This window comes from Micromonospora sp. NPDC050200, from assembly GCF_040656135.1.
GTDB lineage: Bacteria > Actinomycetota > Actinomycetes > Mycobacteriales > Micromonosporaceae > Micromonospora.
The window spans coordinates 53,487-67,762 of record NZ_JBFALG010000030.1 but is presented as its reverse complement, the minus strand read 5'-3'; the positions used below and the strand labels follow the sequence as shown (position 1 = coordinate 67,762).

The 14,276-nt window shown below is 72.6% G+C and carries 13 protein-coding genes; 6 read left to right on the top strand and 7 right to left on the bottom strand.

Annotated features, from left to right (window positions below; translation table 11 throughout):
* Positions 1-137: 137 nt before the first annotated feature.
* Positions 138-3,653 (top strand): methionine synthase, encoded by a 3,516-nt coding sequence (gene metH / locus AB0I41_RS20585; protein ID WP_357109750.1) that lies wholly within the window; start codon positions 138-140, stop codon positions 3,651-3,653.
* 134 nt (positions 3,654-3,787) lie between these two features.
* On the opposite strand, the gene katG is transcribed toward metH, so the two are convergent.
* The 4 genes from katG to AB0I41_RS20565 all read right to left on the bottom strand — a co-directional run bounded on the left by katG (position 3,788) and on the right by AB0I41_RS20565 (position 8,545).
* Entirely contained in the window at positions 3,788-6,043 is a 2,256-nt protein-coding gene (katG, locus tag AB0I41_RS20580) for a catalase/peroxidase HPI (RefSeq protein WP_357109747.1), read from the bottom strand.
* Positions 6,018-6,425, bottom strand: coding sequence for a Fur family transcriptional regulator (locus AB0I41_RS20575; RefSeq protein WP_357109828.1), 408 nt, complete (start codon positions 6,423-6,425; stop codon positions 6,018-6,020). The genes katG and AB0I41_RS20575 overlap by 26 nt, the downstream gene beginning before the upstream one ends.
* A gap of 191 nt (positions 6,426-6,616) precedes the next feature.
* The gene (locus AB0I41_RS20570) at positions 6,617-7,357 is read right to left on the bottom strand and encodes a class I SAM-dependent methyltransferase (RefSeq protein WP_357109744.1); all 741 of its coding nucleotides are present in this window, start codon (positions 7,355-7,357) and stop codon (positions 6,617-6,619) included.
* Between the two features lie 117 nt (positions 7,358-7,474).
* Positions 7,475-8,545, bottom strand: coding sequence for a sigma-70 family RNA polymerase sigma factor (locus AB0I41_RS20565; RefSeq protein WP_357109827.1), 1,071 nt, complete (start codon positions 8,543-8,545; stop codon positions 7,475-7,477).
* A 77-nt stretch (positions 8,546-8,622) separates the two neighbouring features.
* On the opposite strand from AB0I41_RS20565, the gene AB0I41_RS20560 reads away from it, so the two are divergent.
* The 4 genes from AB0I41_RS20560 (at position 8,623) to AB0I41_RS20545 (ending at position 11,697) form a co-directional block, all read left to right on the top strand.
* Positions 8,623-9,456 carry an alpha/beta hydrolase gene (locus AB0I41_RS20560; RefSeq protein WP_357109741.1) on the top strand — a complete coding sequence of 278 codons (834 nt, stop codon included), beginning with the start codon at positions 8,623-8,625 and terminating at the stop codon, positions 9,454-9,456.
* Positions 9,457-9,475: 19 nt separating this feature from the next.
* Complete coding sequence (locus AB0I41_RS20555; protein WP_357109738.1) at positions 9,476-9,805, top strand: hypothetical protein; 330 nt, start codon at positions 9,476-9,478, stop codon at positions 9,803-9,805.
* A gap of 121 nt (positions 9,806-9,926) precedes the next feature.
* Positions 9,927-10,418 carry a nitroreductase/quinone reductase family protein gene (locus AB0I41_RS20550; protein ID WP_357109735.1) on the top strand — a complete coding sequence of 164 codons (492 nt, stop codon included), beginning with the start codon at positions 9,927-9,929 and terminating at the stop codon, positions 10,416-10,418.
* Between the two features lie 127 nt (positions 10,419-10,545).
* The gene (locus AB0I41_RS20545; protein ID WP_357109732.1) at positions 10,546-11,697 is read left to right on the top strand and encodes a hypothetical protein; all 1,152 of its coding nucleotides are present in this window, start codon (positions 10,546-10,548) and stop codon (positions 11,695-11,697) included.
* Positions 11,698-11,704: 7 nt separating this feature from the next.
* Here the strand turns inward: AB0I41_RS20545 and AB0I41_RS20540 are convergent, their stop codons facing one another.
* The 3 genes from AB0I41_RS20540 to AB0I41_RS20530 all read right to left on the bottom strand — a co-directional run bounded on the left by AB0I41_RS20540 (position 11,705) and on the right by AB0I41_RS20530 (position 13,851).
* Positions 11,705-12,946: a sigma-70 family RNA polymerase sigma factor gene (locus AB0I41_RS20540; protein ID WP_357109729.1), complete on the bottom strand. Its 1,242-nt coding sequence runs from the start codon at positions 12,944-12,946 to the stop codon at positions 11,705-11,707.
* Entirely contained in the window at positions 12,946-13,341 is a 396-nt protein-coding gene (locus AB0I41_RS20535) for a YciI family protein (RefSeq protein ID WP_357109825.1), read from the bottom strand. Before AB0I41_RS20535 ends, AB0I41_RS20540 begins: the two co-directional genes overlap by 1 nt.
* Before the next feature lie 228 nt (positions 13,342-13,569).
* Positions 13,570-13,851: a hypothetical protein gene (locus AB0I41_RS20530; protein WP_357109726.1), complete on the bottom strand. Its 282-nt coding sequence runs from the start codon at positions 13,849-13,851 to the stop codon at positions 13,570-13,572.
* A 38-nt stretch (positions 13,852-13,889) separates the two neighbouring features.
* On the opposite strand from AB0I41_RS20530, the gene AB0I41_RS20525 reads away from it, so the two are divergent.
* Positions 13,890-14,102: a hypothetical protein gene (locus tag AB0I41_RS20525; protein ID WP_357109723.1), complete on the top strand. Its 213-nt coding sequence runs from the start codon at positions 13,890-13,892 to the stop codon at positions 14,100-14,102.
* Positions 14,103-14,276: the final 174 nt, after the last annotated feature.

The window sequence follows — 14,276 nt, the reverse complement described above, 5'->3', positions numbered from 1 at the left end:
TGCGGCCCGCCGGCCGCGCCGGGCCGCCGTGCCGTCGCGCCGAAACGGCACGAAAGGGATGCGCGTTCACGCCGACACAATGTGGGACCGGCGACGCCTGACGACCAATGAGCGCATCCTCGCATTAACCTGAACCCGTGCGGACTTCGTTGCGGGATGTACTGGCCGACCGGATCCTCATCGCTGACGGCGCGATGGGGACGATGCTGCATGCTGCCGACCTGACCCTCGACGACTTCGAGGGTCTGGAGGGCTGCAACGAGATCCTCAACGTCACCCGTCCGGACGTGGTGCGCGGCGTGCACGAGGCGTACCTGGCCGCCGGGGCCGACTGCGTCGAGACCAACACCTTCGGCGCCAACCTCGCCAACCTCGGCGAGTACGACATCCCGCAGCGGATCCGGGAGCTCTCCACGGCCGGCGCGCGGATCGCCCGGGAGGCCGCCGACGCGTACGCCACGCCGGAGCGGCCCCGGTTCGTGCTCGGCTCGATCGGGCCGGGCACCAAGCTGCCCACCCTCGGGCACACCGCGTACGCCACGCTGCGCGACGCGTACCAGGAGAACGCCGCCGGCCTGATCGAGGGCGGCTCGGACGCGCTGATCGTGGAGACCTGCCAGGACCTGCTCCAGGTCAAGGCGGCGGTGGTCGGCTCGCACCGGGCGATGGCCGAGCTGGGGCGGGTGGTGCCGATCATCTGCCACGTCGCCGTGGAGACCACCGGCACCATGCTGGTGGGCAGCGAGATCGGGGCGGCGCTGGCGGCCATCGAGCCGCTGGGCGTGGACCTGATCGGGTTGAACTGCTCGACCGGCCCGGCCGAGATGGGTGAGCACCTGCGCTACCTGTCCCAGCACTCCCGGATCCCGCTGTCGGTGATGCCGAACGCGGGCCTGCCGGTGCTGACGGCGGACGGGGCGTACTTCCCGCTGACCCCGGTGGAGTTGGCCGACGCGCTGGAGCGGTTCGTCGCCGAGTACGGCGTGGCGCTGGTCGGTGGCTGCTGCGGCACCACGCCGGAGCACATCCGGGTGCTGGCCGAGCGGCTGCACGGCGCGGCCCCGGTGCCGCGCGAGCCGCGGCACGAGGCGGGCGTCTCCTCGATCTACCACCCGGTGCCGTTCGCGCAGGACGCCTCGGTGCTGATGGTGGGGGAGCGGACCAACGCCAACGGCTCCAAGGCGTTCCGGGAGGCCATGCTCGCTGCCGACTGGCAGGCGTGCGTGGAGATCGCCCGCAGCCAGGCCCGGGACGGCTCGCACCTGCTCGACCTCTGCGTCGACTACGTGGGCCGGGACGGCACGCAGGACATGCGCGAGCTGGCCGGGCGTTTCGCCACCGCCTCCACCCTGCCGATCATGCTGGACTCCACCGAGCCGGCGGTGATCGAGGCGGGGCTGGAGATGCTCGGTGGCCGGTGCGTGGTCAACTCGGTGAACTTCGAGGACGGTGACGGGCCGGAGTCCCGCTACGCCCGGGTGATGCCGATCGTCAAGGAGCACGGCGCCGCCGTGGTGGCGCTGTTGATCGACGAGGAGGGGCAGGCGCGGACCGCCGAGTGGAAGGTCCGGGTCGCGGCCCGCCTGATCGAGGACCTCACCGGGCGGTGGGGGATGGACCGCTCCGACATCCTCATCGACGCGCTGACCTTCCCGATCGCCACCGGGCAGGAGGAGACCCGGCGGGACGGCATCGAGACGATCGAGGCGATCCGGGAGATCACCCGCCGCTACCCCGGCGTCAACTTCACCCTCGGCATCTCCAACGTCTCGTTCGGGCTCAACCCGGCCGCCCGGCAGGTGCTCAACTCGGTCTTCCTGCACGAGTGCCAGCAGGCGGGCCTGACCAGCGCCATCGTGCACGCCAGCAAGATCCTGCCGGTCAACCGGATCCCCGACGAGCAGCGGGAGGTGGCGCTGGACCTGATCTACGACCGGCGCCGCGAGGGGTACGACCCGGTGCAGCGGTACATCGAGGCATTCGAGGGCGTGGACGCCGCGTCGGCGCGGGCCGGGCGAGCCGAGGAGTTGGCCGCGCTGCCGCTGGACGAGCGGCTCAAGCGGCGGATCGTCGACGGCGAGCGCAACGGACTGGAGGCCGACCTGGACGCGGCGATGGCCGGCGGCCGGTCCCCGTTGTCGATCATCAACGACCTGCTGCTCGACGGCATGAAGGTCGTCGGCGAGCTGTTCGGCTCGGGGCAGATGCAGCTGCCGTTCGTGTTGCAGTCGGCCGAGGTGATGAAGACCGCGGTGGCCTACCTGGAGCCGCACATGGAGACGGCCGAGGACGGCGGCAAGGGCCGCATCGTGCTCGCCACCGTCCGTGGCGACGTGCACGACATCGGCAAGAACCTGGTCGACATCATCCTGTCCAACAACGGCTACGAGGTCGTCAACATCGGCATCAAGCAGCCGATCAGCGCCATCCTGGACGCCGCCGAGGAGCACCGGGCCGACGCGATCGGGATGTCCGGCCTGCTGGTCAAGAGCACCGTGATCATGAAGGAGAACCTGGCCGAGATGGCCACCCGCGGGGTGGCCGAACGCTGGCCGGTGCTGCTCGGCGGGGCGGCGCTCACCCGTGCGTACGTCGAGGACGACCTGCGGTCGATGTTCCCCGGCCAGGTGCACTACGCCCGGGACGCCTTCGAGGGGCTGTCCCTGATGGACCGGGTGATGACCGCCAAGCGGGGCGGGGCGCCGGTCGTCGACCCCGAGCGGGAGGCCGCCCTGGCCGCCCGGCGGGCCCGCCGGGAGCGGCAGCGGACGATGGTCACCGAGGCGCTGCCCGAGCTGCACGACGCCTCCGTGCGTTCCGACGTGGCCATCGACGTGGAGGTGCCCACCCCGCCGTTCTTCGGCACCCGGGTGGTCAAGGGGGTGCCGCTGGCCGACTACGCGGCGCTGCTCGACGAGCGGGCCACCTTCCTCGGGCAGTGGGGGCTGCGCGGCGCCCGGGGCGGCAAGGGCCCGTCGTACGAGGAGCTGGTGGAGACCGAGGGCCGGCCCAGGCTGCGCTACTGGCTGGACCGGCTGATCGCCGACAAGGTCCTCGAGGCGGCGGTGGTGTACGGCTACTTCCCGGCGTACGCCGAGGGCAACGACCTGGTGGTGCTCGACGAGAACGCCAGCGTCGAGCGGGCCCGGTTCTCCTTCCCCCGGCAGCGGCAGGAGCGGCGGCTCTGCCTCGCCGACTTCTTCCGGCCCAAGGGCGACGAGCTGGACGTGGTGGCGTTGCAGCTGGTCACCGTCGGGCAGCCGATCAGCGAGTACACCGCGAAGATGTTCGCCGGCAACGAATACCGCGACTACCTGGAGGTACACGGGCTGTCCGTGCAGCTCACCGAGGCGCTCGCCGAGTACTGGCACCGGCGGGTCCGCGCGGAGCTGACCCTGCCCAGTGGCCGTACCGTCGCCGACGACGACCCGGCGGACCTGGCCGGCCTGCTGCGCAACGACTACCGGGGCTGCCGGTACGCGTTCGGCTACCCGGCCTGCCCGGACCTGGAGGACCGGGCGAAGATCGTGCAGCTGCTGGGCGCGGAGCGGATCGGGGTGCAGCTGTCCGAGGAGTTCCAGCTGGTGCCGGAGCAGGCGACGGACGCGATCGTGGTGCACCACCCGGAGGCGAACTACTTCAACGCCAAGTGACACCGTCGCCCGTCCTGAGCTGCGCAAACGCAGCGAGGCGGGCAGTCGGCCAAGAGCGAGTTTCACAAACCCGCGCTCATCTGACCAGGACAGCGGGCCCCGGTCACCTCGTCGGTGACCGGGGCCCCTTCGCATCAGGCGAGGTCGTACCGGTCCAGGTTCATGACCTTGACCCACGCCGCGACGAAGTCCTGGACGAACTTCTCCCGCGCGTCGTCACCGCCGTAGACCTCGGCGATGGCTCGGAGCTGGGAGTTCGAACCGAAGACGAGGTCAACGGCGGTGGCTGTCCACCTGACCTCGCCCGTGGCGCGATCCCGACCCTCGAACACGTTCTCGGCCGAGGTGGATGGCTTCCACTCCGTGCCGATGTCGAGCAGGTTCACGAAGAAGTCGTTCGTCAACGTCTCCGGCCGGTCGGTGAAGACGCCGTGTCGTGCCTGCCCCACGTTGGCGTTCAGGGCCCGCATGCCGCCGATCAGGACCGTCATCTCGGGAGCGGTCAGCGTCAACAGGTTGGCCCGGTCCAGCAGCAGGGTCTCCGGCGACAACTTCTCTCCGGCTCGCAGGTAGTTGCGGAAGCCGTCTGCCTTCGGCTCGAGCACGGCGAACGACTCCACGTCGGTCTGCTCCTGCGAGGCGTCCGTACGCCCCGGTGCGAACGGGACCGTGACGTGATGCCCGGCGTTCCTGGCTGCCTGCTCGACGGCCGCGCACCCGCCGAGGACGAGCAGATCAGCAAGCGAGATCTTCTTCCCACCGGACTGCGAATTGTTGAATTCCTGCTGGATCCGCTCCAGGGTCTGCAGCACCGTGGCGAGCTCGGCCGGGTCGTTGACCTCCCAGTTCTTCTGCGGCTCGAGGCGGATCCGCGCTCCGTTGGCCCCGCCACGCATGTCGGTGCCGCGGAAGCTCGCCGCCGACGCCCAAGCGGTCAAGGCCAGCTGCGAGACGGACAGTCCCGATGCGAGGACCTTGCCCTTGAGGGCGGCGATGTCCTCGTCCGCGATCAGCTCGTGATCGACCGCCGGCACGGGGTCCTGCCACAGTTGCGGCTCCGGGACCCACGGGCCGAGGTAGCGCGAGACGGGTCCCATGTCGCGGTGCAGCAGCTTGTACCACGCCTTGGCGAACGCCTCCGCGAGCTGGTCCGGGTTCTCCCGGAATCGCCGCGAGATCTGCTCGTAGATCGGGTCGACGCGCAGCGCGAGGTCCGTCGTCGCCATCATCGGGGCGTGCCTGACCGAGGGGTCGTGGGCGTCGGGCACGGCGTCCGCCCCAGCGCCGTCCTTCGGCTTCCACTGCTTGGCGCCGGCAGGGCTCTCGGTGAGCTCCCACTCGTAGCCGAACAGGGTCTCGAAGTAGCTGTTGTCCCAGGTGATCGGGGTGGGCGTCCACGCCCCCTCGAGCCCACTGGTGATCGTGTCCCTGCCCTTGCCGCTGCCGAGTGCGTTCTTCCAGCCGAGACCCTGATGGTCGACGGGGCAGCCCTCGGGCTCGGGGCCGACCAGGCTGGCGTCGCCCGCGCCGTGGGTCTTGCCGAACGTGTGGCCGCCGGCGATGAGCGCGACCGTCTCCTCGTCGTTCATCGCCATCCGGCCGAAGGTCTCCCGGATGTCCCGGGCGGCCGCCAGAGCATCCGGGATGCCGTTGGGGCCCTCCGGATTCACGTAGATGAGGCCCATCTGCACGGCGCCGAGAGGACCGGCGAGCTCCCTGTCGCCGCTGTAGCGCTCGTCTCCGAGCCACGTGTCCTCAGGCCCCCAGAACAGCTCCTCGGGCTCCCAGATGTCCTCTCGCCCGAAGCCGAAGCCGAAGGTCTTGAAGCCCATCGACTCCAGGGCGACGTTGCCGGTGAAGACCAGGAGGTCGGCCCAGGAGATCTTCCGGCCGTACTTCTGCTTGACCGGCCACAGCAACCGGCGGGCCTTGTCGAGATTCGCGTTGTCGGGCCAACTGTTGAGGGGGGCGAAGCGCTGGGCTCCGTCGCCGCCACCGCCACGGCCGTCTTCGATGCGGTACGTGCCGGCGGCGTGCCAGCTCATCCGGATGAAGAGCGGCCCGTAGTGGCCGTAGTCGGCCGGCCACCAGTCCTGCGACGTCGTCATCACGTCGAGGATGTCCTGTTTGAGCTCCTCCACCTTGAGGGTCTTGAACTCCTCGGCGTAGTCGAAGTCCTCGCCCATCGGAGTGGATCGCGGCGAGTGCTGGTGGAGAACCTGCAGGTTCAGCTGATTCGGCCACCAGTCCTGGTTCGTCCTGGGCCGAGTCGGGGTCGGAGTGGGGGATGGGATTACCGGGTTTTCACTCTCGCTGCCGCGATCAGACACGTCGGTCCTTCTCCTGTCTTGATGTCTCGTTCTATCAACTGGTTGCTGGCGCCGCGACACAGTCGGGACAAACGCCCCAGTAGGTGACCTCGGCCTCGTCGATCGAGAAGCCCTGGTTGTCGGACGCGGTCAGGCAGGGGGTCTCGCCGACGGCGCAGTCGACGTCGGCGATGGCACCGCACGACCGGCACACGACGTGGTGGTGGTTGTCCCCGACCCGCGACTCGTAGCGAGCCACTGAGCCGGAAGGCTGGATGCGCCGCACCAGCCCCGCGGCGGTCAGCGCACGCAGTACGTCGTAGACGGCCTGGTGGGACACCTCGGGAAGCTCCCTACGCACGGCACCGAATACCGAGACGGTGTCGGCGTGTGGATGCGCGTGCACCGCGGCCAGCACCGCCAGCCGCGGACGGGTCACCCGGAGCGCGGCTTCGCGCAACATGCGCTCGAAGTCCGAGACCGTGGGCACGCCGTGCAGTATTCTCCATTTTCTTGAACGCATCAAGAATCCGGCGCCCGAGTGGCCCCACCAAATGAGGAGGGGCCCTGGCGAGCCGCTGCGAACGTGCCAGAGGCGTGGCAGGATCGTCAGGCCGCCAGACGCCGTCCGCTGGAGATGACCGCCTCAGGCGCTCAGTCGGCGGGTTTCTCCCAGACCGAGACGTGCTGGCGGCTCTCGCTGGTGAACGGCTCCAGGCTCCACCCGTCCCAGCGCTCGCGCAGTCGCAGCCCGGCGAGCTGGGCCATCAGGTCGAGCTCCGCCGGCCACACGTACCGGAAGGGAATCGACCGGTACTCCGCCCGACCGTCGACGACCCGTACGTAGTTGGAGCTCGTCGCCTGGGTGGCGACGTCGTAGATGTCGTACGCCCATCCGGTGGGCCCGACGTGGAAGGGCACCACGTTCTGGCCGGGTGGGAGCCGGCGCAGCTCGGGGACCAGGACCTCGACGACGAAGCGGCCGCCGGGTGCCAGGTGCGCGGCGACGTTGCGGAAGCAGGCCACCTGGGCCTCCTGAGTGGTCAGGTTCATGATGGTGTTGAAGACCAGGTACGCCAGCGAGAACGTCCCGTCCACCCGCGTGGTGGCGAAGTCGCCGATCGTCACGCCGATCGCGGCGCCGCCGGGCTTGGCACGCAGCCGGTCGACCATCGCCGCGGACAGGTCGATGCCGTGTACCGGCACGCCGCGGGCGGCCAGTGGCAGCGCGACGCGCCCGGTCCCGATACCCAGTTCGAGGGCCCGGCCGGCGCCGGCGAGTTCGGCCAGCACGTCGACTGTGGTCGCCACGACCGCGGGGTCGAACATCTCCGAGGTCGGGTCGTCGTACCTTGCCGCCACCTTCTCGCCGAAGTATCCGTCCGTGTCATGCATCGCCGGACCGTACCGCGGGCCCCGCCCCGGCGCCTGCGATTATCGATCGTCCGAGGGCCGGGCGATCCAGGTGCCCCGTCCAGGTACGCCATCAGCCTCGGGAAGCGTCCGTCCCGGTCACCGGGGCCGCTGGTCCAGGTGGCCGTCGCTGACGGGCGGCAGAGAACCGGGCAGCCCGAACCCGGCGAAGTGCTCGGCCCCCAGGAACGACGTGATCTCGGCGATCCGCCGGTCCCGCAGGGTCAGCACGTTGATCGCCCAGGCCAGGTAGGGGCCGGCGTCCCCCGAGCGCAGGTACGACGCGACCGCCGGCTGCCCGTTCGCGCTGGTCGCCCGGTGCCGCCAGCTCCCGCACCGGGTCATCGGCAGCTCGCGGGCGAAGTCGGTGACCGCCGTCAGGCCCCGGTACCACTGCGGCAGCGGCGGCATCGACCAGGTGACGTCCTCGGTCAGCAGGGCGACCAGGGTGTCGGTGTCGCCGTTCTCCAGGGCGGTCGCGTAGCCGGTGACGATCTCCCGGAGCCGGGCGTCGTCGATGCGGCGCAGGGTCTGCTGCTGGCTGGCCGGGGGCACCCGGTCGGCCACGAGCCGCCGGGCGCGCGCCAGCGCGGAGTTCACCGAGGCGACCGAGGTGCGCATCATGGTGGCGATCTCGGCGGCGGAGAAGCCCAGCACCTCGAAGAGCAGCAGCGCCGCCCGCTGGTTGCCGGGCAGGTGCTGCAGGGCCGCGACGAAGGCCAGCTCGACGGCCTCGCGCTGCTCGTAGCGTACGTCGGGGGCGGCCGGACCGTCGGCGAGCCCGGCGTCGGGGTAGGGGCCCAGCCAGGCGACGTGGCCCGCCGGCGCGCTGTCCAGGACCGCCCGCTCGCTGGCCGGGCCGAGGTCGACCGGGAGCGCCCGGCGGGCCCGGCCGGCCACGACGTCCAGGCAGGTGCGGGTGGCTATCGTGTACAGCCACGAGCGCACCGAGCTGCGCCCCTCGAAGCGCGGCAGCCCGCGCCACGCCCGCAGCAGCGCCTCCTGGAGGGCGTCGTCGGCGTCGTGGGCGGAGCCGAGCATCCGGTAGCAGTGCGCGTGCAGCTCTCGGCGCAGCGGCGCCACCAGGTCGGCGAACGCGGCCTGGTCACCTTCGCGCGCCCGGTCCAGCCCGGCGTCGCGGGCGTCGTCGGCGACGTGCGGAGAATTCACCCTCACGAGCGACGATTCTGCCGCATGACGGAAGTCTCCACCCTGAACGCACGCAGGCCACGACCCGGGAGGACCCGATGAGCACCACTTCCACCGCACCCGTCACCACCGCGACCCTGGAGGTCCCCGACGGGCGACTGCACTACGAGGTCCGCGGACGGGGGCCGCTGGTGGCGCTGGTCGCCGCCCCGATGGACGCCGGGGCGTTCGCGCCGCTGGCCGACCTGCTGGCCACCGACCACACCGTGCTCACCACCGACCCGCGCGGCATCAACCGCAGCCCGTTGCACGACCCGCACCAGGACTCGACCCCGCAGCTGCGCGCCGACGACGTCGCCCGGCTGATCGCCCACCTCGACGCCGGCCCGGCCGCCGTGCTCGGTTCCAGCGGCGGCGCGGTGACCGTCGTCGCCCTCGCCCAGGCCCACCCGGAGCGGGCGCACACGGTCATCGCCCATGAGCCGCCGCTGCTCGGGTTGTTGGATGACCGCGCGGAACTCCTGGCCCGGGAGGACGCCATGGTCGCCACGTACGTCGCCGGCGACCGGCTGGGCGCCGGGCGGCAGTTCCTCGCCACCGCGAACATCGAGCTGCCCGAGGAGGTCGTCCAGGCCATGTTCGGGGGCGACCCCGATCCGCAGGCCGCCGCCGACGAGCATTTCCAGTACGTGCACATGATCGGTGGCACCACTCGGTTCCAGCCGGACATCGCCGCCCTGCGCGAGGGCCCGACCCGGGTGGTGGTCGGCCTGGGGGAGGAGTCGACCGGCCAGGTCTGCGACCGGACGTCCCGGGCGCTGGCCGAGGCGCTCGGCACCGCGCCGACGATGTTCCCGGGCGGCCACATCGGCTTCGTGGAGGACCCGAAGCGGTTCGCCGCCCGGCTCCGGGAGGTCCTCGCGGACGGGTGACGGCGGCTACGGTCGGCGGGTGGAACGCATCGAGGTCGACCTGCACGCCCGTGGCAACGCCGCCGTGCTGCGCCTGCCCCCGCGCCGCTTCCCCGGCCTGCTCCTTCAGGGCGACAGCCTGTCGGTGCTGCGCGAGGACGTCGAGCTGATCCGGTCGGCGTTGCGCGCCGGCGACCAGGCGGCGGCCCGGGAGTGGGCCGACCACCTCGGCGCCGAGCTGGACGGGCTGCTCGGCCACTACATCGCCGTGCTCGACCGAGCCGGGATCACGCTGCCGTTCCGGCGACCGTCACCGCCACCCGGTCCGGCCGCCACCCCACCGCCGGGCCGGGCCGGCGACGGCGTGTGACGGCTGATCGCGTGGACGGCGGGGCGGCATTCGGATTACCGGGCCGGTCGGGTCGGGACCAACGTCCCTGCACCCACCGGCCGGCGGCGTGCAGACTCGATGGTGGACCTGGGAGGTGACCGTGCGCCGTGTCGTGGAGCTGCTGTACGAGGTCAAGCGCCGGATGTACCCCGGCGACCGGCCCGGCCGGCTGGCCCGGGCGATGAACCGGGTGGACGCCGTCCAGTTCGCCACCGGGGTGCTCGCCCCGCGCCGCGCGGTCACCCTGGAGGTACGCGGCCGGAGCACCGGCCGGACCGTCACCGTGCCGGTGGTGGTGGTCGACGTCGACCGTGCCCGCTACCTGGTGTCCATGCTGGGCGAGAACGCCAACTGGGTACGCAACGTGCGGGCGGCCGGCGGGCGGGCGGTGCTGCGGCACGGCGGGCGGGAGCGCGTGCTGCTGCGGGAGGTCGACGTGGCGCGGCGGGCCCCGATCCTGCGCCGCTACCTCGACCTCGCCCCCGGCGCCCGACCGCACCTGCCGGTCGACCGGCGCGCCCCGCTCGCGGAGTTCGAGGCGGTCGCCGCCCGGCACCCGGTGTTCCGGGTGGAACCCGAGCCGCGACCCTGACCGGTCTCGATCAGGTCGACATCGGGCGTCGGATCACGCGACGCTGTTGACGGGCGGCGCTGGCCTCGGCTTCGCTGGGCCGGGGCGGCGACCGCCCGGAACGGGGGGCACGGGGATGGAGTCCACGGTGGAGGAACCGACGCCGCGCCGGGCACTCGGGCGCGGGTGGCTCGCGGTGCTGCTGGCCGGGGTGCTGGTCGGCGGCGCGGCCGGTGTGCTGGGCTGGCGGACGAGCACCGACGGCCCGCCGGCGGAGGCCACCACCCCTGCCGTCGCGCCACGGGACGTGCTGGCCGGCCTGCCGACCCGGCTGGGTCCGCCGCCCACCCTGGCGGACCTGCCGACGGACCGGGCGGTCGGTCCGGCGGCCTTTCTGTACGACGTCGAGCTGCCGGGCGACTTCGACGAGGCGACCCGCACCTTCCGGCAGCGGGACATCCACCTGGTCACCCGCTCCGGCGAGCAGTTCCGGGCCGGACGCACCCCGGCCACCATCGGCCCGGTGCACCAGTCGCTGTCCCCGAACGGCCGGTGGTTGGCCGTCCGCCGGGACGGCCAGTGGTGGATCCGGGACCTGGCCGGCACGACGGAGCGGACGGTGCCGACCGGGTACGAGCTGTGGCGCTGGTCCACCGACTCGGGTTCGGTCGTGCTCGCCGAGCTGTCCCGGTCGGGCCGCGCCCTCGCGGTGCTCTCGACGGGCAACGGGGCGTTGCGCCGGCTCGACGTGGCGGGCACCCCGCTGACCGACGCGGTCACCCTCGTCGACGGCCGACACCTCGTCCTGGTCGACCTGGAGCCGTCCGCCCCGGACGCCACGGCGCCACCGCAGCTGGCCGTCACGGTGCGGGACCTCGACACCGGCGCCACCCGGGATGTGCCGGTGCTGCGGCCCGGACAGCTCCGTCCCGGCGAGTCCTTAAACGCGATCGTGCCGCTGCTGCACGGCGGCGGGACGCCGGCCCGGGTCTGGGTGCAGGTGGGCCGGCCGGACCCGGAGCCCACCGACCAGCCGGAGGGGACGCTGGCGGCGCCGGCGACCGCGTTGGTCGGCGTGGACGTCCGCACCGGCGACCCGGCGGGCCGGGTGGACCTGGCCCCGGCGCATAAGGGCTCCGCAGAGCTGTTCGAGGGGATCGTCGGCGCGGACGTCGTCCTGACGCGCCGGACGCAGGGGCGTACCGAGCTGGTCGCCGTCGAGCCGGGTGGCGGGAATCGTCGGGTGCTGACCACGCTGCCGGATTCCACGAGGGTGCTGGTGCCCGGCGGGCAGTGGTGAGACCACCTCAGCCGGCGCCGGCCAGGCGGGCGGCGCAGGCGTACAGGTAGCGCTGCTGCGGCAGGTTCATCGACCGCCGCGCCGCCTCCTCGTACGCCGACCGCGCCGCGCCGAGGTCGCCGGTCCGCTCCAGCAGGTGCGCGCGGGCGGCGGGCAACCGGGGGTCACCGGCGATCCGCGGGTCGGCCGCCAGCGCGGCGAGCAGGTCGAGCCCCGCGGGCGCGCCCCGGGCCATGGCCACCGCCACGGCGTGGTTGAGCGCCACGACCGGGTTGTCGGAGAGGCCCATGAGCACCGCGTAGAGCGCCTCGATCTGCGGCCAGTCGGTCTCCTCGGCGCTCGGGGCCTCGTCGTGTACCGCCGCGATCGCCGCCTGCACCTGGTACGGCCCGACCTCGCCGCGCGGCAGCACCGCGCTGACCAGCGCGATGCCCTCGGCGATCTGGTCGGCGCACCAGCGGCTGCGGTCCTGCTCGGCCATCGGGACCAGCTCACCGCCCGGCCCGACCCGCGCCGCGCCCCGCGCGTCGGTGAGCAGCATCAACGCCAGCAGCCCGGTCACCTCGGCGTCGTCGGGGAGCAGCCGGTGCAGCATCCGGGTGAGCCGGATCGCCTCGGTGGACAGGTCCACCCGGCGCAGCAGCGGCCCGGACGTGCTGGCGTACCCCTCGTTGAAGATCAGATAGAGCACGTGCCGGACGGCGTCCAGGCGGGCCTGTCGTTCCGGGGCGGTGGGCAGGCCGAACGGCACCCCGCTGTCCCGGATGCGCTGCTTGGCGCGGGTGATGCGGCGGGTCATGGTGCCCTCCGGGACGAGGAACGCCCGGGCCACCTCGGCGGTGCACAGCCCGCCGACAGCCCGCAGGGTCAGCGCGATCTGCGCCGCCGGCGGTAGCTCCGGGTGGCAGCAGAGGAACAACAGCACCAGGCTGTCGTCGTCCGGGGCCCGGCGGTCCGCCGGGGGAGCGAGCCACCGTTCGGGCGGCAGCCGCCGGGCGACGTCGTCCTCGCGCCGCCGCCGGGCCTGTTCGCTGCGGAGCAGGTCCGTCAGGCGCCGCGCCGCGACGGTGATCAGCCAGGCGCGCGGATCATCCGGTACGCCGTCGACGGGCCAGCGGGTCGCGGCCGCCAGCAGCGCCTCCTGGGTGGCGTCCTCGGCTGTGTCGAAGTGCCCGTACCGGCGGACCACCGCGCCGAGGACCTGCGGCGTCAGGCGGCGCAGCAGGTCCTCGACGGCCTCGACGGTCATCAGCCGTTCAGGTCCTCGATGCCCCCGGCGACCGGCCGCACGTCCACGTACTCGCCCTCAGCGTCCGGGTTGACGAACCGGGCCGCGATCTGGCTGGCCCGGTCGAAGCTGTCACACTCCACGATCGTGAAGCCGGCCAGCACCTCCTGCGTCTCCGGGTAGGGGCCGTCGGTGACCACGGGCGCACCCTGGCGCAACCGGACCCGCCGGGCGTGCACCGGAGCGGTCAGCCCCCGGCCGTCGACCAGCTCGCCCGACTCCGCGATCTCCTTGTGCACAGCCTCCATGTGGGCGTGCATCGCCGCGACCTGCTCCGGCGACATCGGCGGCGGGTTGTCGCCGGGTCGGCCCGCCATCGCGTCGTAGTCCCGCTGCGAGCCGTACAGCATGATCATGTACTTCACGTGTCACTCCTCTCGGCCGACCCCGGGCGGGCCGTCACCGGGAACGTCGGAGCCGACGAGGCGACCCGGACACCGTTCCCGAGGGTAGGTGACGGTCGGCCGACGAGAGCGGCGGCCGAGGCGGCGTGGCGTGGACCGGACAGGTATCCGCAGCGGTTCGCCGGGGCCGGCTCAGCGCCAGAAAGCGACCGTCCCGACCGAGGGCTTGGGTGCGTGCGTTCAGGGACCCGTGCGTGCGGCAATCTCGGTGACGAACGCGCGCCAGGCCGCAGGCGTGAAGGCCAGGGCCGCGCCCACCTCGGCGCCGCGCCCGGCCGCCAGCGCCGCCACCGTGCCGCGCCCGGTGCCCACGTCGAGCACCCGCATGCCGGCCCCGGCGCCCGCCCCGTCCAGCAGCACCCCCGCCCGGTACGCGCACAGCCGCCCGAAACTGCGCTCGTACGCTGCCCCGCGTCCCGCCCAGCGTTCCCGCTCGTGATCGTCGAAACTGGTCGCCGTCATGGGCGCGCAGCTTAGCCTTACGGTTCTACCATCGATCCATGGCGACTACGTGGGTGATACTCGGGGTGCTCGGCGCGGTCGTGGCGTCGGCGGTCGGTTGGGTCGCCTGGCGGGACCGGCAGCGGACAGCCTCCGCCGAGGACCGGGGTGCCGGGCAGGCTGCGCTGGTGGAGCAGCAGCGGTACGAAGCGGCCCGGCACGCCTCCCAGGGCCACGTCACACATCGCGGCCATAATTCCGGATCGTGGTAGGCAGCGCCACCTACGACGGGAGCGCCGCCGGCGCCGGCACGTCCAGCCCCACCTGGACTCGGACGGGCGGTGGCGCTGCTTCTCCTGGGGGCAGCTGACCCGTGGCCATCCGCCCGTGGTCTCGGGGACCGTCGCCCGGCATGATCAATCCGCGGTCGGGGTACAGCGACCGCA